At 55.4% G+C, this 26,681-nt stretch carries 25 protein-coding genes; 12 read left to right on the top strand and 13 right to left on the bottom strand.

All coding sequences use genetic code 11. The features are described 5' to 3' along the window. Positions 1 to 21: 21 nt before the first annotated feature. From SK58_RS02385 to fdhD, 4 genes are all read right to left on the bottom strand, one after another. The gene (locus SK58_RS02385; protein ID WP_015569918.1) at positions 22 to 708 is read right to left on the bottom strand and encodes a fimbria/pilus chaperone family protein; all 687 of its coding nucleotides are present in this window, start codon (positions 706 to 708) and stop codon (positions 22 to 24) included. 77 nt (positions 709 to 785) lie between these two features. Next, positions 786 to 1,499, bottom strand: a complete 714-nt coding sequence (locus SK58_RS02380; RefSeq protein WP_048219315.1) for a DUF1120 domain-containing protein — start codon at positions 1,497 to 1,499, stop codon at positions 786 to 788. Between the two features lie 486 nt (positions 1,500 to 1,985). Then, a complete protein-coding gene (locus SK58_RS02375) occupies positions 1,986 to 2,198 on the bottom strand; it encodes a YdgH/BhsA/McbA family protein (protein ID WP_015569916.1) in 213 nt (70 codons plus the stop codon). Positions 2,199 to 2,312: 114 nt separating this feature from the next. Next, positions 2,313 to 3,149, bottom strand: a complete 837-nt coding sequence (gene fdhD, locus SK58_RS02370; protein ID WP_017382677.1) for a formate dehydrogenase accessory sulfurtransferase FdhD — start codon at positions 3,147 to 3,149, stop codon at positions 2,313 to 2,315. 371 nt (positions 3,150 to 3,520) lie between these two features. Here fdhD and fdnG point away from each other — a divergent pair, with 371 nt between their 5' ends. Genes fdnG through fdhE form a run of 4 tightly spaced genes read left to right on the top strand, consistent with a single transcriptional unit; the run spans position 3,521 to position 9,044 of the window. Further along, complete coding sequence (fdnG, locus tag SK58_RS02360; RefSeq protein ID WP_085929672.1) at positions 3,521 to 6,571, top strand: formate dehydrogenase-N subunit alpha; 3,051 nt, start codon at positions 3,521 to 3,523, stop codon at positions 6,569 to 6,571. A gap of 12 nt (positions 6,572 to 6,583) precedes the next feature. Beyond that, positions 6,584 to 7,486, top strand: coding sequence for a formate dehydrogenase subunit beta (gene fdxH, locus SK58_RS02355; RefSeq protein ID WP_014072386.1), 903 nt, complete (start codon positions 6,584 to 6,586; stop codon positions 7,484 to 7,486). Next, the gene (gene fdoI, locus SK58_RS02350; protein ID WP_015569914.1) at positions 7,483 to 8,118 is read left to right on the top strand and encodes a formate dehydrogenase cytochrome b556 subunit; all 636 of its coding nucleotides are present in this window, start codon (positions 7,483 to 7,485) and stop codon (positions 8,116 to 8,118) included. Before fdxH ends, fdoI begins: the two co-directional genes overlap by 4 nt. Beyond that, entirely contained in the window at positions 8,115 to 9,044 is a 930-nt protein-coding gene (gene fdhE / locus SK58_RS02345) for a formate dehydrogenase accessory protein FdhE (protein WP_003861956.1), read from the top strand. Before fdoI ends, fdhE begins: the two co-directional genes overlap by 4 nt. 39 nt (positions 9,045 to 9,083) lie before the next feature. On the opposite strand, the gene SK58_RS02340 is transcribed toward fdhE, so the two are convergent. Continuing rightward, the gene (locus SK58_RS02340; protein ID WP_077266491.1) at positions 9,084 to 9,455 is read right to left on the bottom strand and encodes a type II toxin-antitoxin system VapC family toxin; all 372 of its coding nucleotides are present in this window, start codon (positions 9,453 to 9,455) and stop codon (positions 9,084 to 9,086) included. 2 nt (positions 9,456 to 9,457) lie between these two features. After that, a complete protein-coding gene (locus tag SK58_RS02335; protein WP_015569912.1) occupies positions 9,458 to 9,700 on the bottom strand; it encodes a ribbon-helix-helix domain-containing protein in 243 nt (80 codons plus the stop codon). Positions 9,701 to 9,898: 198 nt separating this feature from the next. Between SK58_RS02335 and SK58_RS02330 the strand changes: the two genes are divergently transcribed. Beyond that, positions 9,899 to 10,819, top strand: coding sequence for an alpha/beta hydrolase (locus tag SK58_RS02330; RefSeq protein WP_048219313.1), 921 nt, complete (start codon positions 9,899 to 9,901; stop codon positions 10,817 to 10,819). An 8-nt stretch (positions 10,820 to 10,827) separates the two neighbouring features. On the opposite strand, the gene fabY is transcribed toward SK58_RS02330, so the two are convergent. From fabY to SK58_RS02300, 6 genes are all read right to left on the bottom strand, one after another. Continuing rightward, a complete protein-coding gene (fabY, locus tag SK58_RS02325; protein WP_015569910.1) occupies positions 10,828 to 11,769 on the bottom strand; it encodes a fatty acid biosynthesis protein FabY in 942 nt (313 codons plus the stop codon). Between the two features lie 44 nt (positions 11,770 to 11,813). Next, on the bottom strand, positions 11,814 to 12,251 hold the full coding sequence (gene dtd, locus SK58_RS02320; protein ID WP_015569909.1) for a D-aminoacyl-tRNA deacylase: 438 nt from the start codon (positions 12,249 to 12,251) through the stop codon (positions 11,814 to 11,816). Next, positions 12,248 to 13,129 carry a virulence factor BrkB family protein gene (locus SK58_RS02315; protein ID WP_003861949.1) on the bottom strand — a complete coding sequence of 294 codons (882 nt, stop codon included), beginning with the start codon at positions 13,127 to 13,129 and terminating at the stop codon, positions 12,248 to 12,250. Before SK58_RS02315 ends, dtd begins: the two co-directional genes overlap by 4 nt. Further along, positions 13,123 to 13,722, bottom strand: coding sequence for a glucose-1-phosphatase (gene yihX, locus SK58_RS02310; RefSeq protein ID WP_003861947.1), 600 nt, complete (start codon positions 13,720 to 13,722; stop codon positions 13,123 to 13,125). Before yihX ends, SK58_RS02315 begins: the two co-directional genes overlap by 7 nt. Positions 13,723 to 13,840: 118 nt before the next feature. Continuing rightward, positions 13,841 to 14,641: a DeoR/GlpR family DNA-binding transcription regulator gene (locus SK58_RS02305; RefSeq protein ID WP_047746063.1), complete on the bottom strand. Its 801-nt coding sequence runs from the start codon at positions 14,639 to 14,641 to the stop codon at positions 13,841 to 13,843. 34 nt (positions 14,642 to 14,675) lie between these two features. Next, positions 14,676 to 15,572: a sugar kinase gene (locus SK58_RS02300; protein WP_023304652.1), complete on the bottom strand. Its 897-nt coding sequence runs from the start codon at positions 15,570 to 15,572 to the stop codon at positions 14,676 to 14,678. A gap of 155 nt (positions 15,573 to 15,727) precedes the next feature. Between SK58_RS02300 and yihU the strand changes: the two genes are divergently transcribed. From yihU to ompL, 7 genes are all read left to right on the top strand, one after another. Beyond that, a complete protein-coding gene (gene yihU / locus SK58_RS02295; protein ID WP_048219311.1) occupies positions 15,728 to 16,618 on the top strand; it encodes a sulfolactaldehyde 3-reductase in 891 nt (296 codons plus the stop codon). Positions 16,619 to 16,635: 17 nt separating this feature from the next. Beyond that, complete coding sequence (gene yihT, locus SK58_RS02290) at positions 16,636 to 17,511, top strand: sulfofructosephosphate aldolase (RefSeq protein WP_048219308.1); 876 nt, start codon at positions 16,636 to 16,638, stop codon at positions 17,509 to 17,511. 14 nt (positions 17,512 to 17,525) lie between these two features. Next, positions 17,526 to 18,767: a sulfoquinovose isomerase gene (gene yihS, locus SK58_RS02285; RefSeq protein ID WP_023295642.1), complete on the top strand. Its 1,242-nt coding sequence runs from the start codon at positions 17,526 to 17,528 to the stop codon at positions 18,765 to 18,767. A 16-nt stretch (positions 18,768 to 18,783) separates the two neighbouring features. Then, positions 18,784 to 20,808 carry an alpha-glucosidase gene (locus SK58_RS02280; RefSeq protein WP_048219307.1) on the top strand — a complete coding sequence of 675 codons (2,025 nt, stop codon included), beginning with the start codon at positions 18,784 to 18,786 and terminating at the stop codon, positions 20,806 to 20,808. A gap of 45 nt (positions 20,809 to 20,853) precedes the next feature. After that, positions 20,854 to 22,236 carry an MFS transporter gene (locus SK58_RS02275; RefSeq protein ID WP_047716226.1) on the top strand — a complete coding sequence of 461 codons (1,383 nt, stop codon included), beginning with the start codon at positions 20,854 to 20,856 and terminating at the stop codon, positions 22,234 to 22,236. Between the two features lie 43 nt (positions 22,237 to 22,279). Further along, positions 22,280 to 23,704 (top strand): MFS transporter, encoded by a 1,425-nt coding sequence (locus tag SK58_RS02270; protein ID WP_017694044.1) that lies wholly within the window; start codon positions 22,280 to 22,282, stop codon positions 23,702 to 23,704. A gap of 74 nt (positions 23,705 to 23,778) precedes the next feature. Further along, positions 23,779 to 24,465 carry a porin OmpL gene (ompL, locus tag SK58_RS02265; protein WP_003861929.1) on the top strand — a complete coding sequence of 229 codons (687 nt, stop codon included), beginning with the start codon at positions 23,779 to 23,781 and terminating at the stop codon, positions 24,463 to 24,465. 80 nt (positions 24,466 to 24,545) lie between these two features. Here ompL and typA read toward each other — a convergent pair whose 3' ends face one another. Next, the gene (typA, locus tag SK58_RS02260; RefSeq protein WP_006808726.1) at positions 24,546 to 26,369 is read right to left on the bottom strand and encodes a ribosome-dependent GTPase TypA; all 1,824 of its coding nucleotides are present in this window, start codon (positions 26,367 to 26,369) and stop codon (positions 24,546 to 24,548) included. Between the last annotated feature and the right edge of the window lie 312 nt (positions 26,370 to 26,681).

Below are 26,681 nucleotides of genomic sequence, written 5' to 3'. Positions count from 1 at the left end.
CTCCATGTTTGTTAAGTGATTTTATTGCTGAAGGTCGGCGATATAATTCCCTGCCTTATAGCCATAACGCGTTGCCGGATAGATTTCGATTTGTTTTTCGGATGCTGATATTTTGGCTGGGGCGCTGGCCGTCATTTTTTCGCCAGGAAGAATGTAAGTCTTAGCTAATGTCGCGATCGTACCCGAGGCCATTAATTTCACCTTTTGCTCCAGTCGGACGACATAAGGCGTATTATTCTCAACCGTGACATTGCCATTTTTTATCTGCCAGGTGAGTGCCTTCCAGGGTTCAATATTTACCGCCAGGCCAGCCGGGTGAATAATGACGGGAAGGTTCTGGCTAAACACCACTTTAACTTTATTTTTTTCACGCTGAGGGATAGCGGTAAAAATGACACGCTTAAAATGTTCCACCTTCAGCGGCTCATTACTGTTTTTCAGCACAAAACGCACGCGCTGGGTTTTACCCGCATCTACGCGCACAACCGGCTGCGTGGCAATCAGACCCGGTTTGGGGTCGTCCGGGAGATCAATAATTTTGGTGTACAGCAGCTGTGCTTCAGCATCGGTGTTTTTAACATCCATGCTGGCCCCCTGCTTGTCTTCATTGACAATAAGCAGCGAGGTATCCGGCACCATCCCGGCAGCCATACCGTTGAATGAGGCCAGCAGGCAGGCACAGATCAGCGTTCTCTTTAAAAGCAGCATAATATTAGTCCATTAATATTGGTATAGGACACCCCACCGGGGTGAGGTGTCAGGTATTTCATGATACGTGGGGGTGATTACAGATAAACCAGCTCAACGTTGGTTAAGCCGTCCAGGGTGGCTTCATCCGTGATATTTAAATCGTTGGTTGGGTTAATCATCGCGGCAATGCCCACGTTGAAGTTAATTTTAGTTTGTGCAATAGGTGCCACTGTACCGGTCGCTTGATCTGTGAAGGAATAAATCTCACTCTTATCAGGTTTCACCTGTAAGTAGCGAAACCCGCTTTTAACTCCCCATGATGCGCCGTTATCGCTGGTGAAGATTGGATAAAGGTTTACACCGTCTCCGTTGGTCGTCGCCCCGTCGGTCTTTTGGATACCCATTGAATAAGCGCCAATCTTCTTATCGCCATACATCCCCAGGCCAGCCGTAAAACCCGCACTGGTAATGAAATCCGAATCAATAAAGTTCACCGGCATATTCTCCGTAGGCGCAGAATCCACATGCGAATCGTTAAAGGTCACGCCAACGCGGGTCGCTTCTTCACAGGTAATAGAAATAGGGATAATTTTAACATCCGCCAGAGGGGTTGGGGTGGTGGAATTCAGACTAGCCACCTTCATGGTACCAAAATCAGCAATACCGCCACCGCTAATAAATGCCGGTGTACAGGAAGACGGAACAATTTTCCCCGTAACCTGAATATCAACACTGGAAGCCGCCATTGCTGAAGACGCCGCTACTGCCAGTACAGATGCCAGCACTCCTTTTTTAAACATCGCGTTCATTTAATTTCCTTATATGAGTTAAATACAAAATAAACCAAAAGAGAAATATTTGGTTTTAGGGGTAAAGATTTAATATTGTTTTTGAAACTATCATCATGAATAACCGGGGTCAATGACTCCGAATCTCTTTAGGATTAAAGCCTGAGGATTTCCTTATTATTTGGGATCAATTATTGATTATTTATATAATAAATCCCGAAATACAGTCTGAAAGACATGAAATCATGCATTATTGAAATGAATTAAAAGAACTGGTCAGACCTTGTATTTAGATCATGTATGAGATTGCTGATTTTTAAGTAAGGGTAACTCAACCGGACGGAACATTATAGTTATTATTCAACCAATAAGAAATATCCCGGAGGATATGGCTATTTTCTGTCAGGTTGAAAATACAGGCGGTTTGTACAGGAAGGCGGGATAAAACAGGGGAGCAGAATGAAACCTGTCCCTGCTCCGAAAAGCAAGGGACAGCGGCTATATGACTTATTTGTTCAGTTCAGCGGTCATGTGTACGCGGTTACCGGTGAATGCCTGGGTAATTTTGTAGGATGACGCGCCCGCTTCCTGAGCCTGTGCGGCGATTTTGGCTTCTGCGCCATCGAGGGTAGAGGCGGATGCAGTCACAGTCTGCGCAGCGAAAGAACCGAAAGAAGCAGCCAGAGCGATTACAGCGACAAAAGTTTTGATGCTTTTCATGAGATAAACCTTTTCGTTAAGTTGTTTAGATAAGGCACCGTGCCTTGATGAGATAAATACTAGCCCTCATCATGAACAACTAAAAGCGGAAGGTTTTGCTATACTCATTCAAAATTACTGATTAACAATTAATCGCTGCGGATGGGTGTAAATTGTCGCCCTGCCCGGCTTGCAGAACCCCACCAGCGTCAGGTTGCAGCGCTCTGCCACTTCGACCGCCAGCGTTGTCGCAGCCGACACCGCAAACAGGATCTCCACGCCGCACATGGCCGCTTTCTGCACCATTTCATAGCTGGCGCGGCTGGAAACGAGCGCGGCCCCTTGCTGCCAGACGGCATCTTCACGCGCGCGACGGCCCAGCAGCTTATCCAGCGCCACATGGCGGCCTACATCTTCATGACCTCCGACGATCTCGCCCGACGGGAGCACCCACGCCGCAGCATGTGTACAGCCGCTCAGCTGACCTATGGGCTGGACATCATTGAGGTGCTCCAGGGCTTTGTCGAGGTTACCGAGGTTGAAGGTCTGGGTAAACGGCAGCGGCGCGACGGGCTTACCGATATCGTTAAGCTGTTCAACGCCGCACACGCCGCAGCCGGTACGTCCGGCCAGCGCCCGGCGGCGCTCTTTCAGCCCCATAAAGCGACGACTGGAGAGTTCGATTTGTACTTCAAGGCCATTACAGGCCTGAACCACATCCATACCGTAGATCTCCTGCGGATGCGCAATGATGCCTTCCGAGAGGGAAAAACCTATGGCGAACAGTTCCAGATCTTTCGGCGAAGCCATCATCACCACATGCGAAATCCCGTTGTAAACCAGGGCAACGGGGACCTCTTCCGCCAGAAAATCCGGCGTGGCATGTGAAATGTGAGGCGGTCTGTGTACCGACAGTTCCACAATGCCCGCAGGCAGTGGCGACACGTGGGCAGCACGGTTTTGTTTAGACACAACGGTATTCCTGAACAACCACGGAAGTGAGCCTGCTATTGCAACACAAACGGCAGGCCTTACGCATAGTATGGATCAACTTTTCAGCAACCATTCTCCTACTCAATACGGAGGGGTGCAACCGATCAGCTGCTACACCTCTTTAACATGCACAGGATAAAATGTGATTGATATCACATTTTATAATCAATGCCGTGATAATACGTTCACTTTGTTTTAACCCCGTTAGAACAGGCGTACCGACATTGTGGTATTCTGGGCTTATCCCTCGGAGAAATGAGGGATTAATGCAAATTTTTCTCCTTTGCGGTTAATTCTCAACCGCAAAGTAAAACTACATAGCAATGTCGTAATGAACCAAGGAGTGACCCATGCAGGTCAGCAGAAGGCAGTTCTTTAAGATCTGCGCTGGCGGTATGGCAGGCACCACGGCGGCGGCACTGGGCTTTGCGCCCGGTGTAGCGCTGGCGGAAACACGGCAGTATAAACTGCTGCGCACCCGCGAAACCCGTAACACCTGTACGTACTGCTCCGTCGGCTGTGGGCTGTTAATGTATAGCCTCGGCGACGGTGCGAAAAACGCCAAAGCATCCATTTTCCACATCGAAGGCGATCCGGATCACCCGGTCAACCGTGGTGCGCTGTGTCCGAAAGGGGCCGGTCTGGTAGATTTTATCCACTCCGAAAGCCGCCTGAAGTTTCCTGAGTATCGCGCTCCCGGCTCTGACAAATGGCAGCAAATCAGCTGGGAGGAAGCGTTCGATCGCATCGCTAAGCTGATGAAAGAAGACCGCGATGCCAACTTTATCGCGAAGAATGCCGAAGGCACCACCGTTAACCGCTGGCTCTCCACCGGCATGCTGTGTGCTTCAGCGTCGAGTAACGAAACCGGCTATTTAACCCAGAAATTTACGCGCGCACTCGGTATGCTCGCGGTCGACAACCAGGCGCGTGTCTGACACGGACCAACGGTAGCAAGTCTTGCTCCAACATTTGGTCGCGGTGCGATGACCAACCACTGGGTCGACATCAAAAACGCCAACCTCATTGTGGTGATGGGCGGTAACGCCGCTGAAGCGCACCCTGTCGGGTTCCGCTGGGCGATGGAAGCCAAAATCCACAACGGCGCGAAGCTGATTGTGATCGATCCCCGCTTTACGCGTACAGCGTCAGTGGCGGATTTCTACACCCCAATTCGTTCAGGTACTGACATCACTTTCCTGTCAGGCGTATTGCTGTACCTGATGACCAACGAAAAATATAACCGCGAGTACACCGAAGCTTATACCAACGCCAGCCTGATCGTGCGTGAGGATTACCACTTCGAAGATGGCCTGTTCAGCGGTTATGACGCCGAAAAACGCAAATATGACAAAACCAGCTGGAACTACGAGCTGGACGAAAACGGCTTTGCGAAGCGCGACACCACCCTGCAACACCCGCGCTGCGTGTGGAACCTGCTGAAAGAGCACGTGTCCCGCTATACGCCGGAGGTTGTCGAAAACATCTGTGGGACGCCGAAGGCGGACTTCCTGAAGGTGTGCGAGCTGATAGCGGAAACCAGCGCGAAAGATAAAACCGCGTCGTTCCTGTATGCGCTCGGCTGGACGCAGCACTCCATCGGCGCGCAGAACATCCGCACCATGGCGATGGTTCAGCTGCTCCTCGGCAACATGGGGATGGCAGGCGGCGGCGTGAACGCCCTGCGCGGTCACTCCAACATTCAGGGTCTGACCGACCTCGGCCTGCTGTCTCAGAGCCTGACGGGTTACATGAACCTGCCGAGCGAGAAACAGACCGACCTGCAAACCTACCTGACGGCCAGCACGCCAAAACCGCTGCTCGAAGGCCAGGTGAACTACTGGGGCAACTATCCGAAGTTCTTCGTCTCGCTGATGAAAGCCTTCTACGGCGACAAGGCGACGGCGGAAAACAGCTGGGGCTTTGACTGGCTGCCGAAGTGGGACAAAGGTTACGACGTACTTCAGTACTTCGAAATGATGCACCAGGGCCAGGTCAACGGCTATATCTGCCAGGGCTTTAACCCGGTGGCGTCGTTCCCGAACAAGAACAAGGTTGTCGAGTCTCTGTCGAAGCTGAAGTTCCTGGTGACGATTGACCCGCTCAATACCGAAACGTCGACGTTCTGGCAGAACCACGGTGAGTCGAACGATGTCGATCCGTCGAAGATTCAGACCGAAGTGTTCCGTCTGCCGTCTACCTGCTTCGCGGAAGAGAACGGGTCTATCGTCAACTCCGGCCGCTGGTTGCAGTGGCACTGGAAAGGCGCGGATGCCCCGGGCATCGCCTTGAACGACGGCGAGATCCTGGCCGGTATCTTCTTACGTCTGCGTAAAATGTACGCGGCTGAAGGCGGCGCAACGCCTGAGCCGGTGCTGAACATGACCTGGAACTACTCGACGCCAGAGAATCCGTCTCCGGAAGAAGTGGCGATGGAGAGCAACGGTAAGGCGCTGGCGGACGTTATCGACCCGGCGACCGGTGCGGTGCTGGCGAAGAAAGGCGATCAGCTCAGCACCTTTGCGCACCTGCGCGATGACGGTACGACCTCCAGCGGCTGCTGGATCTTTGCCGGTAGCTGGACGCCGAAAGGCAACCAGATGGCCAACCGCGATAACGCCGACCCGTCGGGCCTCGGCAATACGCTGGGCTGGGCATGGGCATGGCCGCTTAACCGCCGCATCCTCTATAACCGCGCCTCAGCTGACCCGCAGGGCAACCCGTGGGATCCGAAGCGTCAGCTACTGAAGTGGGACGGCGCGAAATGGGGCGGCGTGGATATTCCGGACTACAGCACTGCCGCACCGGGCAGCGATGTCGGGCCGTTTATCATGCAGCCTGAAGGGATGGGGCGCCTGTTTGCTATCGATAAGATGGCGGAAGGTCCGTTCCCGGAACACTACGAGCCGTTTGAGACGCCGCTGGGTACTAACCCGCTGCACCCGAACGTGGTCTCTAACCCGGCAGCCCGCATCTTCAAAGGCGATTTTGAAGCGCTGGGTAAAAAGGACAAGTTCCCTTATGTCGGCACCACTTACCGTCTGACCGAGCACTTCCACTACTGGACCAAGCACGCGCTGCTGAATGCCATCGCGCAGCCGGAGCAGTTTGTGGAGATCGGCGAGAAGCTGGCGAACAAACTCGGCATTGCCCATGGCGATACCGTGAAGGTCTCCTCTAACCGCGGCTACATCAAAGCCAAGGCGGTGGTGACCAAGCGTATTCGCACGCTGAACGTTCACGGTCAGCAGGTGGATACCATCGGCATCCCAATTCACTGGGGTTATGAGGGCGTGGCGAAGAAAGGGTTCATTGCGAACACCCTGACGCCGTTCGTCGGTGATGCGAACACGCAGACGCCGGAGTTTAAGGCCTTCCTCGTGAACGTGGAAAAGGTGTAACGGAGACGACTTATGGCTTATCAATCTCAAGACATTATCCGTCGTTCCGCGACTAACGGTTTCACGCCCGCGCCTCAGGCGCGGGACCACCAGCAGGAAGTGGCGAAGCTTATCGACGTGACCACCTGTATCGGCTGTAAAGCCTGTCAGGTGGCCTGTTCAGAGTGGAACGACATCCGTGACGAAGTGGGTCACAACGTCGGGGTGTACGACAACCCGGCGGACCTGACCGCCAAGTCCTGGACGGTAATGCGTTTCTCGGAAGTGGAGCAGAACGACAAACTGGAATGGCTTATCCGCAAAGATGGCTGTATGCACTGTGCGGATCCGGGCTGCCTGAAGGCGTGTCCGTCAGAAGGGGCTATCATTCAGTATGCCAACGGCATCGTCGACTTCCAGTCCGAGCAGTGTATTGGCTGCGGCTATTGCATCGCGGGTTGTCCGTTTGACGTGCCGCGCCTGAACCCGGAAGACAACCGCGTCTACAAATGTACGCTGTGCGTTGACCGCGTAAATGTCGGCCAGGAGCCAGCGTGCGTGAAGACCTGTCCAACTGGCGCTATCCACTTTGGCTCCAAAGAGGATATGAAAACGCTGGCGGCAGAGCGCGTGGGCGAGCTGAAAACTCGTGGTTACGATAACGCGGGCCTGTACGATCCGGCCGGGGTTGGCGGTACGCACGTGATGTACGTGCTGCACCACGCCGACAAGCCGAACCTGTATCACGGCCTGCCGGAGAACCCGGAAATCAGCGCGACCGTGAAGTTCTGGAAAGGCATCTGGAAACCGCTGGCCGCGGTCGGTTTTGCGGCCACCTTCGCAGCGAGCATCTTCCACTACGTCGGCGTTGGTCCGAACCGTGCGGAAGAGGAAGACGACAACCTGCATGAAGAGAAAGACGAGGTGCGCAAATGAGAAAACGTGACACCATCGTGCGCTACACCGCGCCGGAACGCATCAACCACTGGGTCACCGCCTTCTGCTTCATGCTGGCGGCGATAAGCGGGCTGGGGTTCTTCTTCCCGTCCTTCAACTGGCTGATGCAGATACTGGGCACGCCGCAGCTGGCGCGCATCCTTCACCCGTTCGTGGGTGTGGTGATGTTTGCCTCGTTCATCATCATGTTTTTCCGCTACTGGCACCATAACCTAATCAATCGGGATGATATCTTTTGGGCGAAGAATATTCGTAAGATCGTCGTCAACGAGGAAGTGGGTGATACCGGGCGTTATAACTTCGGCCAGAAATGCGTATTCTGGGCGGCGATTATCTTCCTGGTCCTGTTGCTGGTGAGCGGCGTGATCATCTGGCGTCCGTACTTTGCGCCTGCTTTCTCAATCCCGGTGATCCGATTCGCGCTGATGCTGCATTCATTTGCCGCAGTGGCGTTAATTGTGGTTATCATGGTGCATATTTACGCCGCCCTCTGGGTGAAAGGCACCATTACCGCGATGGTGGAAGGCTGGGTCACCAAAACGTGGGCGAAGAAACATCACCCGCGCTGGTACCGAGAAGTCCGCCAGAAACAGGAAAAGTCATCTGAATGAGTATTCGCATAATCCCGCAAGATGAGCTGGGGTCGAGCGAGAAACGTACGGCGGAGTATATTCCGCCGTTGTTATTCCCCAGACTCAAGAACCTCTACAACCGCCGCGCAGAGCGTCTGCGCGAGCTGGCAGAGAACAACCCGCTGGGCGATTTTCTGCGTTTTGCCGCGCTGGTCGCCCATGCGCAGGAAGTGGTGCTGTACGACCATCCGCTGCAAATGGACCTGACCGCACGCATCAAAGAAGCCAACGAGCAGGGCAAACCGCCGCTGGATATTCACGTCCTGCCGCGCGACAAGCACTGGCATAAGCTGCTGCATTCCCTGATCGCCGAGCTGAAGCCCGAGATGAGCGGCACGGCGCTGGCAGTCATTGAGAACCTGGAAAAAGCCTCCGATCAGGAGCTGGAAGAGATGGCGAGCGCGCTGTTTGCTTCCGACTTCTCACTGGTGAGCAGCGATAAAGCGCCGTTCATCTGGGCTGCGCTGTCGCTCTACTGGGCGCAAATGGCGAGCCTGATTCCAGGTAAAGCCCGCGCCGAATACGGCGAAGCGCGCCAGTTCTGCCCGGTGTGTGGTTCAATGCCGGTCTCCAGCATGGTGCAAATCGGCACCACTCAGGGGCTGCGCTACCTGCACTGCAACCTGTGTGAAACCGAGTGGCACGTGGTGCGCATCAAGTGCAGCAACTGCGAACAGACCCGCGATCTGAACTACTGGTCGCTGGAAAATGAAGACGCGGCGGTGAAAGCGGAGAGCTGCGGCGACTGCGGGACCTACCTGAAGATTCTGTATCAGGAAAAAGACCCGAAAGTCGAAGCCGTGGCCGACGATCTCGCCTCGCTGATTCTGGACGCGAAGATGGAGCAGGAGGGCTTTGCCCGCAGCTCGATCAACCCGTTCCTGTTCCCGGGTGAAGGGGAGTAATCTCCTGTGAGAGTGCCGGGCGGCGCGAGCTTGCCCGGCCTACACCTGGTAAGGCGTAAGGACCTCGTCAATACCCGCAAAATCTTTCGTGTTGCGAGAAATCAACGGACATTTTCTGCTCTGCGCTGTGGCCAGAATGATAGCATCAGGCAGTTTCATTCCATGCTTCTCACGTAGTAAAACGCTTCTTTCCGCAATATCCCGAGACACATCAATAATTTCAAAAGCGCCCATAACGGCTGCCGTTTTCGCTTCATGACCATGCCTGCGAGCGCCCACCATTACTTCCATCCAGGTAATTAAGCTGATGGCTCGATGCGACGCGGTATGCTCAATCGCATCCGCAGCTTCAACACGGTTGTTGAAGAGATCAATGAGAATATTGGTATCAAACACTGCCATGTGCTCCATGATTACCACTCCTCACGCAGCTTGCGTTCATACTCAAGCCCGTCCTCTTTTCTGTCTCCCCACAGACCAAGCGCATTTCGGATAACAGAAGAACTCTGCTGGTCGAGATACAGCTCTATCGCTTCCCGAAGCAGTTCAGCACGTGGTTGATTTCGCAATTGCTTGAGATTATCCAAACGTTGAATCACGTCATCAGACAAATCGATAAGTATTCTGCCCATATCAAGTTCCGCCAAAACGCTCATATATCACCTTAGTATATCACCTTTGGTTAATTTTCAGGCAAAATACTCTTTATCAATTTAGGGTGAAAGGACGTTTTTTAGGGAATGATCGATTTTGCGAGCCGCTTTCCACAATATGCACCTCTCAACATTTCTCTGTTTTCATCTGCTGTAAACCAGGCTATAAACTGTATAAAAACACAGTAAAAGGACGTAATCATGGCACTGGAAAAGGGTATTGATAAGCTGGTACAGGAGTTTATTGCCGCAGGACGACTTTCCTCGCGAAAGCAGAGTATTGATGACCGGAGAAGCGGATATGTCGCCAGCACAGCGCTAGCCGGGGAAACAGAAACGCGTGTCCAGGTTGAAACGCTTGTTCTTGAGGATATGACCTTTCGGGTATTTTCGCCTTTCAATGCCCCTGAAACGTTATCTTGTGCCCTCTACTATCATGGCGGTTGTTTTGTCAGCGGTGGGTTTGAAACCCATGATAATCAGCTTCGCCAACTGGCGTTTTACGGTAACTGCCGGGTCATTGCGGTTCAGTACAGACTCGCACCCGAGCATACTTTCCCCGCTGCGCATGACGATGCAGAGAGAGCGGCAGATCTTGTCTGGCAAAATGCAGAACAATTAGGTGTGGATAAAAACCGGATTACACTTTGTGGAGACAGTGCGGGAGGTCATCTTGCGCTGGTAACGTCATTGCGGCTTAAGGCCAAAGGTCTCTGGGATCCCGCGCAGCTCATTCTTATCTACCCCATGCTCGACGCTACGGCCAGTTTTGAAAGCTATACCCTCAATGGCATGGATTACGTGATTACTCGCGATACCCTTTTGAGCGGCTATGAAATGTATCTGGCTGGAGCCGACCGTCAACATCCTGAAGTCAGCCCACTGTGGCGCAACGACTTTAGCGGTCTGCCGAAGGTCCATATTGTTACCGCGGAATATGATCCGTTACGCGACGAAGGCGAGGCGCTTTATCAGCGCCTCACGGAGCAAGGCGTGAAGTGTACCGCTCAACGATGGTGGGGTGTAATACACGGCTTCTTCCAGTTGGGTGGAATTAGCCAGTCAGCGCGAGACGTTATGCGAGATATTGCCTGGCGCATTAACCATGCCGGGCGAGAGTGAGAAGGAGACTATTCCTCCTCGTTCCCGCCCTCTTCATACGCGCCATACGGCTTCGCAGGCAGAACGATATAGGTGCCTTCAAACACCGCGCCTGGCGTTTCATCGCCGAACAGCTCAACCTGCATCTGTACGCGTGCTTTACGTCCACGCGCCAGACGGTCGAGATCGCCGCCCAGTGCGCCCAGGTCAGCAACCGCGCTCGGCTTGCCGCTGATCGGGGCGCTGTAGCGGATATGGGCATCGGCCAGAATAATGGTGCCGCCGAGATGACGTTCGCGCAGCATCAGCCAGATCAGTCCCCAGCCGGTGAGCGTGGCAAGTGAAAACAGGCTGCCGGCAAACAGGGTATGGTGCGGGTTCTGGTTGCCGGTTTCCGGCATGGTGGTAATAAATTTTTGCCCGGTGTACTGCTGAATACGCACACCCATTTTTTCACTGAGCGGAATGTGCTGATACCACGCCTGCTGGAGCTGCCCGCACCAGTCGGCGCGATGGAGAATATCGTCCAGCGTGGCGATGGGTTTGATCATCAAAAAGTGACGAATCGGCGTAGTTTGCGGGGCGGTGATTTCCCCCTGATTCACGAAACCAAGCTTGGCAAAGAACTCAACGGCATCTTCGCGGGCGCTACAGGTGACACGCTTGACCCCTTCCTGACGGGCAACGGATTCCAGCGTCATAGCCATCAGCGTTCCAAGGCCTTTGTCCTGCACGGAGGGATGAACGGCCATAAAGCGGATTGAAGCTTCGTTGTCGGCATTGATATACAGACGTCCCACGGCAACGAGGTTGCCCTCTTCATCAACCACCATCTGGTGGTGCGCCATCGCGTCCCAGGCGTCGCGTTCAGAGCCTTTAGGTTGATGCAGTGGCTTGCGCAGCATTTCCCAGCGGAAATGGTAATAAGCGTCTAATTCTTCTTCCGTTTGCGGTACTCGAAGGTGATACATAGCTGTACTCTCTCTTGTTACCCGCGGCCATGCCGCCAGTTGGCTCATACCTGGAGCCAGAATGTGACGGGGCCATCGTTCACCAGCGAAACCTGCATATCCGCAGCGAATCGTCCGGTTTGTGTATTCATGTCCTGTTGGCGACAGCGCTCAACAAAGTACTCGTAAAGGGCTTCTGCGCGATCCGGTGCCGCGCCCTTCGAAAAACTCGGGCGCATGCCGCGTTCGGTATCCGCGGCCAGCGTAAACTGGGAGACCACCAGCACGCTGCCGCCCGCCTGCTGAACGTTCAGGTTCATCTTGCCTTCCGCATCGCTGAAAATGCGGTAGCCCAGTACGCGCTCACACAAGCGGTTGGCTTTTTGTTCGTCGTCATCCTTTTCGACACCCAGGAGCACCAAAAGTCCTGGGCCAATTTCACCCGTCACCTCATCCGCCACGGTGACGCTGGCACGGGTTACACGCTGAATCAATGCAATCATGGTTGGTCTGCTTCTTGTTGTTTTTCAGCTTCTGCTGCTTTTTTGAGTTCGCGGTAGACCCCGAGAGTGACAGTTATTTCGGCGCCAAGCAAGACGATACACCACGTCCAGTAGACCCAGACAAACAAAATGGGGATCACCGCCAGCACGCCGTAAATCAGCTGATAAGAGGGGAACATGGTGATATAAAGCGCGAATCCTTTCTTGCCCAGCTCAAAGAGCAACGCCGCGACCAGCGCACCCACCACGGCATCCCGGTTGGGTACGCGCGTGGTTGGTACCACGCTGTAGAGCAGCCAGAACGAAAGCCACGATAAAATCAGCGGGAATATACGCAGCACGTTATCGATCACGCTGTTTAAGTCGGTCGCCCAGCGCAGCGAAAGAAGGTAGGAACTGATCGCCAGGCTTGCCCCCGCCAGCAATGGGCCAAGGGTTAAAATCATCCAGTAGACGGCAAAGGAGTAAACCTTCGGGCGGACTTTTTTGCTCCGCCAGATGGTGTTGAGCGCACTGTCGATGGAGTACATCAGCAGCAGCGCGGTAACAATAAGCCCACATGCCCCCACCGCCGTCATCTTGCTGGAGTTAGCGACAAACTGTTCAATGTAGTTCTGGATCACATCGCCGGTGGCAGGAATAAAGTTCGCGAAAACAAAATGGCGAAGCTGCATGCTCACATCGGCAAACATCGGAAACGCCGAAAAAAGCGCAAAAATCACCGCCACCAGCGGCACCAGCGAGAGCAAGGACACGTAAGCGAGATTGCCCGCCAGCGTGGTCATGTTGTCCTCGTCAATGCGATGCCAGAGGAGTTTCAGCCACGCCCTCAGCGGGCGCGTGTGGTGATTGGCTTTTTGATGAACGGTTTTTAGCATAACTGCTTCGCAAAGTAGTTCGGTATCGTCTCTTTTCCGGTCACCAGAATGGAGGTGATACCTAACTGATTAGCCCCTTCTATATTATCGGCGTTGTCGTCAAAAAAGACCGCATCCGCCGCCGTGAATCCTTCTTCCTGCAATACCGCCTGATAGATGCGCGCCTCAGGTTTACGCATCCCCATCTCCTGGGAGAGATACACCTTATCTGCCGCCGCGTGGATTTCCGGGTATTCATCCGGCCAGAAGGTGGTATGCAGGCGGTTGGTATTCGACAGGACGACGACGCGATGCCCCTGCTCGCGAAGCTTGTGCATGATGTCGATCACTTCGGGGCGGATCGCGACAAATATGGCCTGCCAGCCGTGGGAAAACTGCTCGTAGCTTAACGAGAGACCCATTTCCTGACAGAAACGCTCTGCGAACGCTTCATCGCTGATCTCACCGCGCTCGTGCAGATGGAAAGTCTCACCCATCGCGAAATTCTGCTTTAACGTCGCCAGCGGAACACGGCTAAAATCGCTCCATGCGCCCAGCACCCGGTTAAAATCGATATCGACGATTACATTTCCTAAGTCAAAGATATAAAGCATGTTTATCTCCTTTCGCCGTGGAAAAGTAACTGTAGCGGGAAAGAGAAACTTTAGCTATGCGCCAGATTCAGCTTAGAGAAAGGAAAGACCCGAATCGCAATATCGGGCCATAGGATTTTCAGCCAACCTGCTGCTCTTCTCCGGAATTGACTTCGACAACCTCAACCTTGCTGGATTTGAGGTGATTTTGCAGCGCCGGGCCGGGCAGCTCATCGGTGAACAGCGCCGTCGCCTGCGCCACGTTGCCGATTTCAACCGCCGCGGAGGCGTGGTATTTCGTATGATCGGCCGCCAGTAAAATGTGACGGGAGTGAGCGATCATGGTTTTCACCACGCTGGCTTCGTTAACGTCAAATTCCATCATCGCGCCGTCGTGCTCTATCGCCCCGACGCTGGTGACCAGGTAATCTGCGCGAAATCCTGACACGAACGCCGTTGCCGCAGGACCGATAATGCCGCCGTTATGCGGGCGCAGCGTACCGCCGGGCACCATCACCTCAAAGCGCGGATTCTTATAAAGAATGTGCGCCACCCGCAGGCTGTTAGTGATGATGCGCAGATGATTATGGTTAAGCAGTGCCCGGGCAACGTGCTCCACGGTCGTCCCGATGGTGATAAAAATGGTCGAACCGTCGGGAATATAGTCCGCAATCGCTTCGGCAATCGCCCGTTTCTCTTCGGTAAGCGAGACTTCACGCTGTTCGAACGCCGTGTTGACCACGCTGGATGCCCTGCCCGCGCCGCCGTGATGACGGGTGATCAGCCCCTGCTCGCTGAGCTTACGGATATCACGGCGCACGGTTTGCGTGGAGACATCCAGCAGCTGCGCCAGTTCATCAATGTTCATATAGCCGCGATCGGCAATCAGCGTCAGCAGCTGATCGTGACGCGGGTTGCCGGTCAGTTCGGTAAGGCTCATGGGCTGTCCTCTGAAAACCATCACGCCCCGCATTTTATACAAAAAGTGACAAAAAAGAGCGGGTTTGATCACAGTCGGGTATACCCGCGCGCCCGCCGGGCTTTGTACATTTCAGTGCTGCGACGGCGCTGGCAAAACGCACGGCGTCTGCGGCGGGTAATTTCTGCCCCAGGCTGACCGCCAGCGCACCGTGGAACACGTCGCCCGCCCCGGTGGTATCAATGACGTTCACTTCAAAACCAGGCTGATGACATAGCGTGTCGTTTTCCAGCCAGAAACAGCCGTCTCGCCCCTGTGTGACATACACATGTCCATTTGTGAGCGTTTGTGCTTTCTTCAGCGCGTTTTCGGTTTCATCCAGCTGCGTCAACCGCCGCAGTCCTGGTGCGGAGAAGGCCGCGTGGTCGCTTAAGGCAATCAGATCCGCGATGTCCTGCGGGGTGACATCCGCATCCAGCAGCGTCGGTACGCCCTGCTGGCGGGCCAGGGTAAATGCCTGTTTTGCCCCGTCATGCCAGCGCACGTCGGCTAAGACAATGTCCCACTGAGAGAAGTCGATTTCATGCAGCCAGTCTGCCGCCGCAGGGAGATCGGGGCTGGGGTAGTTGGCAATCACTCTTTCCCCACCTGCGTCCACCAGCACCGCCGATTGCGACGATCGGGCTCCCTTAACTATGCGCGTATAGCGGGTGTTCACCCCCAGGGATTCCAGCTCCGCAAGCAGTCGTCTGCCGGTATCGTCGTCCCCCACCCGACCAATAAAATCCACTTCCGCGCCCAGTTTTGCGGCTGCCACTGCCGCCGTTGCCGCCGGGCCGCCGCCCACTTCCGTATAGTCTTTTGCGACATATTTCCCACCTTCTTTCGGTAAATCATCGAGATACCAGATGCGATCCAGCACGGTAATGCCGACACAAACGATGCGAGTCATGGTGATTCCTTCTGCGATTTCTGATGCCTTCATTTTAATTTCACCAAATGTTTAAAAAGTGACCCGTGTCAATTTTTTGACTATAAATTACAAATACGATCAAAAACAGACACCACAAACGCGCAAAAATTGACACGATGTGACAGGAGAGAGGCATGTCAGCAATCGCATTTATTGGCTTAGGACAGATGGGCGCGCCCATGGCGAAGAATCTGTTGAAACAGGGCCACCAGCTTAACGTTTTTGATGTGAACCCGCAGGCGGTTCAGGCGCTGGTAGAGAGCGGCGCCCGGGCGGCGGGAACGCCAGCGCAGGCCGTAACGGAGGCCGAATTCGTCATTACCATGCTGCCAAACGGCGACCTGGTGCGCAGCGTGCTGTTCGGCGAGCACGGCGTATGCGAAGGGTTATCCCGCGACGCGCTGGTCATTGATATGTCCACCATTCACCCGCTGCAAACCGACGCACTGATCCGCGACATGGCTGAGCAAGGCTTCAGCCTGATGGACGTGCCCGTCGGACGCACCTCTGATCATGCCATCGCCGGTACGCTGCTCCTGCTGGCAGGCGGTACGGCGCAGCAGGTTGAGCGCGCCACCCCCGTTTTAATGGCGATGGGCAATGAACTGATTAACGCTGGCGGGCCGGGCATGGGCATCCGCGTGAAGCTCATCAATAACTACATGAGCATCGCCCTGAACGTCCTTTCCGCCGAGGCCGCCGTACTGTGCGAAGCGCTTGGCCTCTCCTTTGACGTGGCGCTCAAGGTGATGAGCGGCACGCCGGCGGGCAAAGGCCACTTCACGACATCCTGGCCGAACAAGGTGCTGAAAGGGGATCTTTCACCCGCCTTCATGATCGACCTTGCGCATAAGGATCTGGGGATCGCCCTCGACGTGGCCAACCAGCTCCACGTTCCGATGCCGCTGGGCGCGGCGTCCCGCGAAGTATACAACCAGGCACGCGCCGCCGGGCGCGGGCGCGAAGACTGGACGGCCATTCTTGAACAGGTTCGCGCATCTGCCGGGCTGAAAAAAACACACTGATACGAAAGGACTGAGGAATGACGATGTACACCCTGAAAGATATCACCCGACCTTCCGGCGGTTTTGCGATGCTGGCCGTGGATCAGCGCGAAGCGATGCGCCTGATGTTTGCTGCCGCAGGCGCGCCGGTGCCGGTAACCGACCAGCACCTGACGGATTTTAAAGTCAATGCGGCGAAAATTCTGTCGCCGTACGCCTCTGCGATCCTCGTCGACCAGCAGTTCTGCTACCGCCAGATTGTCGAGCAGCAGGCCGTGGCCAAAAGCTGCGCAATGATTGTCGCCGCCGACGAGTTTATCCCGGGGAACGGCATTCCGGTCGACAGCGTGGTGATCGACAAGAACGTTGACGCGCAGGCGGTCAAACGCGATGGCGGTAAGGCGCTGAAGCTGCTGGTGCTGTGGCGCAGCGATGAAGATCCGCAGCAGCGCCTGGAAATGGTGAAAGCGTTCAATACGCTGTGCCACGACAACGGACTGTTGAGCATTATCGAGCCGGTGGTGCGTCCCCCGCGCCTCGGCGCCGCGTTTGACCGCGAGCAGGCGATTATCGATGCGGCCAAAGAGCTGGGCGACAGCGGCGCCGACCTCTACAAAGTGGAAATGCCGCTGTTTGGTAAGGGCACACAGCACGAGCTACTGACGGCCTCGCAGAAGCTGAACGAGAACATCGCCATGCCGTGGGTGATCCTCTCCTCCGGCGTGGACGATAAGTTATTCCCGCGTGCCGTAAGCGTCGCCATGCAGGCGGGGGCATCGGGCTTTTTAGCCGGTCGCGCCGTCTGGTCATCGGTGATTGGCCTGCCGGACACCGAGATGATGCTGCGTGATATTTCCGTGCCAAAACTTCAGCGTCTGGGTGAGATCGTCGACGAAATGATGGCTCGCCGTTAAGAAAGGACCCGAACATGAAATGGTTTAACACCCTGAGCCATAACCGCTGGCTCGAACAAGAGACCGACCGCATTCTCGATTTCGGTAAAAACGCCGCCGTACCGACCGGCTTTGGCTGGCTGGGCAATAACGGGCAGGTGCGCAGCGATATGGGCACCCATCTGTGGATCACCGCCCGCATGCTGCACGTTTACGCGGTGGCGGCGAACATGGGGCGCCCCGGCGCGTACGCCCTGGTTGAGCACGGCATTAATGCCCTGAACGGTCCGCTGCGCGATAAACAGCACGGCGGCTGGTACGCCTGCGTAAACGATGAAGGCGTGATTGATGCGTCCAAGCAGGGCTATCAGCACTTCTTCGTCCTGCTGGGCGCGGCGAGCGCCGTCACCACCGGCCACCCGCAGGCACGCAAGCTGCTGGACGATGCCATCGAGGTGATTGAGCGCTACTTCTGGAGCGAACAGGAGCAGATGTGCCTGGAGTCCTGGGACGAAGCCTTCAGCAAAACGGAAGACTATCGCGGCGGTAACGCCAATATGCACGCCGTGGAAGCCTTCCTCATCGTCTATGACGTGACCCACGACCGGAAATGGCTCGACCGCGCCTTGCGTATCGCCTCGGTGATTATTCACGACGTGGCGCGCAAAGGGGAGTACCGCGTTAACGAGCATTTCGACACCAGCTGGAACCCGATCCGCGATTACAACATCGATAACCCTGCCCACCGCTTCCGCGCCTACGGCGGCACGCCGGGGCACTGGATCGAGTGGGGCCGCCTGATGCTGCACCTGCGCGCCGCGCTGGAAGCCCGCTTTGAAACCCCGCCGGAATGGTTGCTGGAAGATGCGAAAGGCCTGTTTCACGCCACTATTCGCGACGCCTGGGCACCCGACGGGGCGGACGGCTTTGTCTACTCCGTGGGCTGGGACGGCAAGCCTATCGTGCGCGAACGCGTGCGCTGGCCAATCGTCGAGGCGATGGGCACGGCTTACGCGCTCTACACCGTCACTGGCGAGGCGCAGTACGAAGCCTGGTATCAGAAATGGTGGGATTACTGCATCAAGTACCTGATGGATTACGAAAACGGTTCATGGTGGCAGGAGCTGGACACCAATAACGAAGTGACCACCAAAGTCTGGGACGGCAAGCAGGATATTTACCACCTGCTGCACTGCCTGGTGATCCCCCGCCTGCCGCTGGCGCCGGGCTTAGCCCCTGCCGTAGCCGCCGGATTACTGGATAGCTTGGCCAAATAATAAAGACGGAGTTTTTATGCGTACCCTACACAATATTGACCTGAAAAATAACGAAAGTGGTTTCACCCTGCGCTGGCAGGACCGTCTGATTTTATCCCACTCTGCGGATGCCCCCTGCCTGTGGATCGGTGCAGGCGAAGCGGATATCGAGATGTTTCGCGGCAATTTCAGCATCAAAGACAAGCTTAACGAAAAGATTGCCCTGACGAACGCGACCGTCACGCAGCAAAGCGCGGGCTGGGCAATCCGCTTTACCCGCGGCGACGCGGTGAGCGCGACGCTGCTAGTGGGCGTGGATGGTGAGGGCCGTCTGGAGCTGAAGCTGAAAAATGACGCCGCCAGCCATAACCGCATCTGGCTGCGGCTGGCGGCTCAGCCTGACGATCATATCTACGGCTGCGGCGAGCAGTTCTCGTATTTCGATCTGCGCGGCAAGCCGTTCCCGCTGTGGACCAGCGAGCAGGGCGTGGGACGCAACAAGCAGACCTACGTCACCTGGCAGGCCGACTGCAAAGAGAACGCGGGCGGCGATTACTACTGGACCTTCTTCCCACAGCCTACCTTCGTGAGCACCCAGAAGTACTACTGCCACGTGGATAACAGCTGTTATATGAACTTCGACTTCAGCGCGCCGGACTTCCACGAGCTGGCATTCTGGGAAGATAACGCCACGCTGCGCTTCGAATGCGCAGAAACCTACGTCGATCTGCTGGAAAAACTGACCGGCCTGCTGGGGCGTCAGCCTGAACTGCCGGACTGGGTTTACGACGGCGTGACGCTGGGTATTCAGGGCGGCACCGAGGTGTGTCAGCAGAAGCTCGACGCCATGCGCGAGGGCGGCGTGAAGGTAAACGGCATCTGGGCGCAGGACTGGTCCGGCATCCGGATGACCTCCTTTGGCAAACGCGTAATGTGGAACTGGAAGTGGAACAGCACGCTCTATCCGCAGCTTGATGAGCGGATTGCGCAGTGGAAAGAGGAAGGCGTGCAGTTCCTCTCCTATATCAACCCGTACGTCGCCAGCGATAAAGATCTCTGCGAAGAGGCGGCACAGCGCGGCTATCTGACCAAAAACGCCGACGGCGAGGATTACCACGTTGAGTTTGGCGAGTTCTACGCGGGCGTTATCGACCTGACCAACCCAGAAGCCTACCGCTGGTACAAAGAGGTGATCAAAAAGAACCTGATCGAACTGGGCTGCGGCGGCTGGATGGCCGATTTCGGGGAGTATCTGCCGACCGATACCTTCCTGCACAACGGCGTGAGCGCGGAGATCATGCATAACGCCTGGCCTGCCCTGTGGGCGAAATGTAACTACGAAGCGCTGGAGGAGACCGGCAAGCTCGGGGAGATCCTGTTCTTCATGCGCGCGGGCTACACCGGCAGCCAGAAGCACTCGGTGATGATGTGGGCGGGGGATCAGAACGTCGACTGGAGCCTGGACGATGGTCTGGCGTCCGTCGTACCGGCGGCGCTGTCGCTGGCAATGACCGGGCACGGGCTGCACCACAGCGACATTGGCGGCTATACGACCCTCTTCGAGATGAAGCGCAGCAAAGAGCTGCTGCTGCGCTGGTGCGACTTCAGCGCCTTTACGCCGATGATGCGTACCCACGAGGGCAACCGCCCTGGCGACAACTGGCAGTTCGACGGCGACGCGGACACCATCGCCCACTTCGCGCGCATGACCACCGTCTTCACCACTCTGAAGCCGTACATCAAAGCTGCGGTAGCGCAGAACGCGAAGAGCGGCCTACCGGTGATGCGCCCGCTGTTCCTGCACTACGAGGACGACGCGCGCGCCTACACGCTGAAATACCAGTACCTGTTTGGCCGCGATCTGCTGGTGGCGCCGGTTCATGAAGAGGGACGCCGCGACTGGTCGCTCTATCTGCCGCAGGACACCTGGGTCAATGCGTGGACCGGGGAAACCTGCCAGGGCGGTGACATCACCGTTGATGCCCCGCTCGGCAAACCGCCGGTCTTCTATCGCCAGCACAGCGAATGGGCAGATCTGTTTAGCACCTTACGTCATATCTGATAAGGCTCGCCCGCGGGGAAACCTGCGGGCAGACGGAGAACAATAATGAGTCAACATACTTCTGATCCGGCAACCCTGCGCCTGCCGTTTAAAGAAAAACTCGCCTACGGGATGGGCGATCTCGGCTCTAACATCCTGCTTGATATCGGCACGCTGTATCTGCTGAAGTTCTACACCGACGTGCTGGGGCTGCCTGGCACCTACGGCGGGATTATCTTCCTGATTGCGAAGTTTTTTACCGCCTTCACCGACATGGGCACCGGGATCATGCTCGATTCCCGGCGCAAGATCGGCCCGAAAGGGAAATTCCGCCCGTTCGTGCTGTATGCAGCCTTCCCGGTAACGTTGCTGGCCATAGCTAACTTCGTCGGCACACCGTTTGAAATTACCGGTAAAACGGTGATGGCGACGGTGCTGTTCATGCTGTACGGCCTGTTCTTCAGCATGATGAACTGCTCCTACGGCGCGATGGTGCCCGCCATTACCAAAAACCCGGACGAGCGTGCTTCGCTGGCCGCCTGGCGCCAGGGCGGCGCCACGCTGGGTCTGCTGCTCTGTACGGTGGGCTTTGTCCCGGTGATGAACCTGATTGAGGGCAACGACCAGCTTGGCTACATCTTTGCCGCCACCCTCTTCTCGCTGTTCGGGTTGTTCTTTATGTGGTGGTGCTATAAGGGCGTAACCGAGCGTTACGTCGAGACGCAGCCTGCTAACCCGGCGCAGAAACCGGGGCTGTTGCAGTCGTTTCGCGCCATCGCCGGGAACCGTCCGCTGTTTATCCTGTGCATCGCTAACCTGTGCACGCTGGGCGCCTTTAACGTTAAGCTCGCCATTCAGGTCTACTACACGCAGTACGTACTGAACGACCCGATCCTGCTGTCGTACATGGGCTTCTTCAGCATGGGCTGTATTTTTATCGGCGTCTTTATGATGCCCGGCGCGGTGCGGCGCTTCGGTAAGAAAAAGGTATACATCAGCGGGCTGATGATTTGGGTGGCGGGCGATCTGCTTAACTACTTCTTCGGCGGCGGCTCGGTGAGCTTCGTGGCGTTCTCCTGCCTGGCGTTCTTCGGCTCCGCGTTCGTGAACAGCCTGAACTGGGCGCTGGTGTCCGATACCGTGGAATACGGCGAGTGGCGCACCGGCGTACGCTCCGAGGGGACGGTCTACACCGGCTTTACCTTCTTCCGTAAGGTATCGCAGGCGCTGGCGGGCTTCTTCCCGGGGCTCATGCTCACGCAGATCGGCTATGTGCCCAACGTGGTGCAATCCGCCGGCACGGTTGAAGGGCTACGGCAGCTGATATTTATCTATCCGAGTCTGCTGGCAGTCATCACCATCGTGGCGATGGGCTGCTTCTACAACCTTAACGAGAAGATGTATGTGCGCATCGTGGAAGAAATTGAGCTGCGCAAACGTACGGCATAAATGACGTGATTGAGCGCCCTGCGGGGCGCTTTGAGGATCGACCATGACACATAATACTGATCCGTTAACCCTGAAATTGAGCCTGCGAGAGAAGTGCGCCTACGGGATGGGTGATTTTGGCTCGAACCTGATGCTGTGTATTGGCACGCTGTATCTGCTGAAGTTTTACACCGATGAACTGGGCATGCCGGCGTTCTATGGCGGCATTATTTTCCTCGTCGCGAAGTTTTTCACCGCATTTACCGACATGCTGACCGGGGTGCTGCTGGACTCCCGGCGTAATATCGGCGCGCGGGGGAAATTCCGGCCATTCATTCTCTACGCCTCCGTCCCGGTGGCGCTGGTGGCCACGGCGCAGTTTATGGCCAACGACTTTAGCCTGACGGTGAAAACGGCCCTCGCCACCGTGCTCTTCATGATGTTTGGCCTCTGCTACAGCCTGATGAACTGCGCCTACGGTGCAATGGTTCCGGCCATCACCAAAAACCCGAACGAGCGCGCGCAGCTTGCGGCGTGGCGTCAGGGCGGCGCAACGGTAGGACTGTTGCTCTGCACCGTCGGCTTTATGCCGATTCAGGCGCTGTTCGTCAGCCAGCCCTCACTCGGCTATCTGGTGGCCGCGCTGGTGTTCGTCACCGGGGGACTGTTCTGCATGTGGTGGTGCTACAGCGGGGTGAAAGAGCGCTACGTCGAGCTTACGCCCGATCACCATAAGCCCGGCATTCTGAAATCGTTCTGCGCGATTTTCCGCAATCCGCCGCTGCTGGTGCTGTGCATCGCTAATCTGTGTACCCTCGCCGCGTTTAACATCAAGCTGGCGATTCAGGTCTATTACACCCAGTACGTGCTGAACGATCTGCATCTCCTGTCGTGGATGGGCTTTTTCAGCATGGGCTGCATTCTGATTGGCGTGTTTCTGGTGCCTGGCGCGGTAAAGCGCTTTGGCAAGAAACCGGTCTATCTGGGCGGGCTGACGCTGTGGGCGGTGGGCGACGTGCTGAACTTCGTCTGGGGAACCAGTTCCCTGCTGTTCGTGCTCTTTTCCTGCATGGCCTTTTTCGGCACCGCGTTTGTGAACAGCCTGAACTGGGCGCTGGTGCCGGATACGGTTGATTACGGCGAGTGGAAAACCGGGATCCGCGCCGAAGGGTCAGTGTATACCGGCTATACCTTCTCGCGCAAAATCTCCGCCGCGCTCGCCGGTTTCCTGCCCGGGATTATGCTGACCCAGATTGGCTACATCCCGCATGCCGTGCAGAGCGCGGGCACGCTGCTGGGGTTGCGCCAGCTTATTTTCCTCTGGCCGTGCGGCCTGGCGATCGTTGCCGCCGTGACCATGGGGCTGTTTTATAAACTCAACGAAGCGCGCTTCGCCTTTATTATCGAGGAGATTGGAAAACGGAAAAAACAGACAGCAAATACCCCTGAGATAACCACCAACAATAAAGCGTCAGCAGTCACTTTATAACAATAAATCCGGCCAGTATGTCCTTCCTGTTTATCAGGAGGGAGGCCTTTCTGTACCTGATACATGGACAAATTATGAAAAGAATCATCACTGTACTGATCGTGTCGTCTGTGTCCTGCCCGGTTTTTGCCGGGGCCTATGTCGAAACGCGCGAAGCCTACAACACCGCCTCTGAGCTGCACGAAGTGATCCTGCGTGCGGGCTATAACTTCGATATGGGCGCGGGACTGATGTTCACCAACGCTTATAACGTGGGGAAATGGGACGAACTGAAGCACAGCTATAACGAAATTGAGGGGTGGTATCCACTCTTCAAACCGACCGACAAACTGACCTTCCAGCCCGGCGGCTTGATTAATGACAGCAGCGCAGGATCAGGTGGCGCGGTTTATTTAGATACTAACTATAAATTTACGGACTGGTTTAATCTGACGTTCCGCTATCGCTATAACCATAACAATTACGATACGCCGGACTATAACGGGCAGATGGATAAGAACGACACACATGAATTTGCCAACTACTGGAATTTCAAAGTGACGGATGCGTTTTTCTATACCTTTGAGCCGCACTTTTTCCAGCGGGTGAATGATTACCACAGCAAAAATGGCAAAGATCATCACTGGGAAATTACCAATAAATTCAGCTATAAGATCGACAGAAACTGGCTGCCGTATCTTGAGCTACAGTGGCTGGACCGATGGAATGATTACAACCGCGAGCAGTACCGGATCCGTTTAGGGTTGCGGTATTCGTTCTAATAAAAAAAGCCGCTGATCGCTCAGCGGCTTTTTCGTTGCCGGGTGGCGCATGCGCTTACCCGGCCTACGGCATAACCGAATTACTCTTCTTTCGCACCGCGCATTGCACGTTTACGATCGTTCTCGGTCAGGTGACGTTTACGGATACGAATTGACTGAGGCGTCACTTCGACCAGTTCGTCATCATCGATGAATTCCAGAGCCTGCTCCAGCGTCATCTTGATCGGTGGAACCAGAACCGTTGCTTCGTCAGTACCGGACGCACGCATGTTGGTCAGTTTCTTACCGGTCAGGCAGTTTACCGTCAGGTCGTTAGAACGGCTGTGAATACCGATGATCTGGCCTTCGTAAACTTCAGCGCCGTGGCCCAGGAACAGCTTACCGCGATCCTGCAAACCGAACAGCGCAAACGCAACCGCTTTACCCTGACCGTTGGAGATCAGCACGCCGTTGTTACGCTGGCCCACTTCGCCCGGACGAACGTCGTCGTAGTGGCTGAAGGTGGAGTACAGCAGACCAGTACCGGAAGTCATGGTCATGAACTCAGAACGGAAGCCGATCAGGCCACGGCTTGGGATCACGTAGTCGAGACGTACGCGGCCTTTGCCATCTGGATTCATGTTTTTCAGGTCGCCTTTACGCTCACCCAGTGCCTGCATCACAGAACCCTGGTGCTGCTCTTCAACGTCCAGCGTTACGTTTTCGAATGGCTCTTGTTTACGGCCATCGATTTCGCGGAAGATAACTTTCGGACGGGAAACCGCCATCTCGAAACCTTCACGACGCATGTTCTCAATCAGAACAGACAGGTGCAGCTCACCACGACCCGAAACGCGGAATGCATCAGCGTCTTCGGTTTCTTCAACGCGCAGCGCAACGTTGTGCACCAGCTCTTTGTTCAGGCGGTCAAGGATCTGACGAGAGGTAACAAACTTACCCTCTTTACCACAGAACGGAGAGGTGTTGACGTTGAAGAACATGGATACGGTTGGTTCATCAACGGACAGGGCTGGCAGCGCTTCGACGTTCTGCGGATCGCAGATGGTGTCGGAGATGTTCAGTTCACCCAGACCGGTGATGGCGATGATGTCGCCCGCTTCAGCGATGTCGCTCTCGATACGCTCAAGACCCAGGTGAGTCAGAACTTTACCGACTTTACCGTTACGGGTTTTGCCTTCGCTATCGATGATAGTGACCTGCTGGTTAGGCTTCACTTTACCGCGCTTGATACGACCAATGCCGATTACGCCAACGTAGTTGTTGTAGTCGAGCTGAGAGATCTGCATTTGCAGGGTGCCTTCCAGGTCAACGTTTGGCGCAGGAACGCGGTCAACAATCGTCTGGTACAGCGGAGTCATGTCTTCCGCCATGTCTTCGTGATCCAGACCGGCGATACCGTTCAGCGCAGACGCATAAACGATAGGGAAGTCCAGCTGTTCGTCGGTCGCGTCGAGGTTAACGAACAGGTCGAAGACCTGGTCAACAACCCAGTCAGGACGCGCGCCAGGACGGTCAACCTTGTTGATCACAACGATAGGTTTCAGGCCGTGGGCAAATGCTTTTTTGGTCACGAAGCGCGTTTGCGGCATAGGGCCATCAAATGCGTCAACCACCAGCAGCACGGAATCCACCATGGACATCACGCGCTCAACTTCACCACCGAAGTCGGCGTGCCCTGGGGTATCAACGATGTTGATACGGTAGTCATTCCATTTGATAGCGGTGTTTTTGGCGAGGATGGTAATCCCACGCTCTTTCTCCAAATCGTTGGAGTCCATCACACGCTCTTGAGTTTCGGCACGAGCATCAAACGTACCGGACTGCTGTAGCAGCTTATCAACCAGGGTAGTTTTACCATGGTCGACGTGCGCGATGATGGCGATATTACGCAATTTTTCGATCACAACTTTGCCTCAGGCATTTAGAAATAGCGCGTTATTGTACACGGATTAATCGCACTACAAAACAGGATCACAAACATCCCCCGCAAACAAGTATTGCAGAGATGCTTTGTGATCGCTTTCACGGAGCGGTAAAAGGGCACTTTAACGTAAATTGCACCAATATGGTGCTCGATGTTCACACAGAAGCACTATAATGGTGCAACAAATCCAATGTGGTGCAGCCCTTCTGCACTATGGTGCGCATGATAACGCCTTTTTGGGGTGTTTTAAAAGTTGGCACAGATTTCGCTTTACAGAAATACAGTAAAAATA

This window comes from Enterobacter sp. BIDMC93, assembly GCF_001037805.1.
Taxonomy (GTDB): Bacteria; Pseudomonadota; Gammaproteobacteria; order Enterobacterales; family Enterobacteriaceae; genus Enterobacter; species Enterobacter hormaechei_C.
This window is presented reverse-complemented; position numbering and strand designations above follow the sequence as displayed.

What these genes read in the sequence shown, in the direction of transcription:
- SK58_RS02385 (WP_015569918.1), bottom strand. Translation starts at nt 708, where the DNA reads ATGCTGCTTTTAAAGAGAACGCTGATCTGTGCCTGCCTGCTGGCCTCA.
- SK58_RS02380 (WP_048219315.1), bottom strand. Translation starts at nt 1,499, where the DNA reads ATGAACGCGATGTTTAAAAAAGGAGTGCTGGCATCTGTACTGGCAGTA.
- fdoI (WP_015569914.1), top strand. Translation starts at nt 7,483, where the DNA reads ATGAGAAAACGTGACACCATCGTGCGCTACACCGCGCCGGAACGCATC.
- yihU (WP_048219311.1), top strand. Translation starts at nt 15,728, where the DNA reads ATGTCAGCAATCGCATTTATTGGCTTAGGACAGATGGGCGCGCCCATG.
- ompL (WP_003861929.1), top strand. Translation starts at nt 23,779, where the DNA reads ATGAAAAGAATCATCACTGTACTGATCGTGTCGTCTGTGTCCTGCCCG.
- SK58_RS02340 (WP_077266491.1), bottom strand. Translation starts at nt 9,455, where the DNA reads ATGGAGCACATGGCAGTGTTTGATACCAATATTCTCATTGATCTCTTC.
- SK58_RS02270 (WP_017694044.1), top strand. Translation starts at nt 22,280, where the DNA reads ATGACACATAATACTGATCCGTTAACCCTGAAATTGAGCCTGCGAGAG.
- yihS (WP_023295642.1), top strand. Translation starts at nt 17,526, where the DNA reads ATGAAATGGTTTAACACCCTGAGCCATAACCGCTGGCTCGAACAAGAG.
- fdhE (WP_003861956.1), top strand. Translation starts at nt 8,115, where the DNA reads ATGAGTATTCGCATAATCCCGCAAGATGAGCTGGGGTCGAGCGAGAAA.
- SK58_RS02305 (WP_047746063.1), bottom strand. Translation starts at nt 14,641, where the DNA reads ATGAGCCTTACCGAACTGACCGGCAACCCGCGTCACGATCAGCTGCTG.
- SK58_RS02315 (WP_003861949.1), bottom strand. Translation starts at nt 13,129, where the DNA reads ATGCTAAAAACCGTTCATCAAAAAGCCAATCACCACACGCGCCCGCTG.
- SK58_RS02335 (WP_015569912.1), bottom strand. Translation starts at nt 9,700, where the DNA reads ATGAGCGTTTTGGCGGAACTTGATATGGGCAGAATACTTATCGATTTG.
- yihT (WP_048219308.1), top strand. Translation starts at nt 16,636, where the DNA reads ATGACGATGTACACCCTGAAAGATATCACCCGACCTTCCGGCGGTTTT.
- SK58_RS02300 (WP_023304652.1), bottom strand. Translation starts at nt 15,572, where the DNA reads ATGACTCGCATCGTTTGTGTCGGCATTACCGTGCTGGATCGCATCTGG.
- SK58_RS02375 (WP_015569916.1), bottom strand. Translation starts at nt 2,198, where the DNA reads ATGAAAAGCATCAAAACTTTTGTCGCTGTAATCGCTCTGGCTGCTTCT.
- SK58_RS02280 (WP_048219307.1), top strand. Translation starts at nt 18,784, where the DNA reads ATGCGTACCCTACACAATATTGACCTGAAAAATAACGAAAGTGGTTTC.
- dtd (WP_015569909.1), bottom strand. Translation starts at nt 12,251, where the DNA reads ATGATTGCATTGATTCAGCGTGTAACCCGTGCCAGCGTCACCGTGGCG.
- fabY (WP_015569910.1), bottom strand. Translation starts at nt 11,769, where the DNA reads ATGTATCACCTTCGAGTACCGCAAACGGAAGAAGAATTAGACGCTTAT.
- fdxH (WP_014072386.1), top strand. Translation starts at nt 6,584, where the DNA reads ATGGCTTATCAATCTCAAGACATTATCCGTCGTTCCGCGACTAACGGT.
- SK58_RS02330 (WP_048219313.1), top strand. Translation starts at nt 9,899, where the DNA reads ATGGCACTGGAAAAGGGTATTGATAAGCTGGTACAGGAGTTTATTGCC.
- yihX (WP_003861947.1), bottom strand. Translation starts at nt 13,722, where the DNA reads ATGCTTTATATCTTTGACTTAGGAAATGTAATCGTCGATATCGATTTT.
- SK58_RS02275 (WP_047716226.1), top strand. Translation starts at nt 20,854, where the DNA reads ATGAGTCAACATACTTCTGATCCGGCAACCCTGCGCCTGCCGTTTAAA.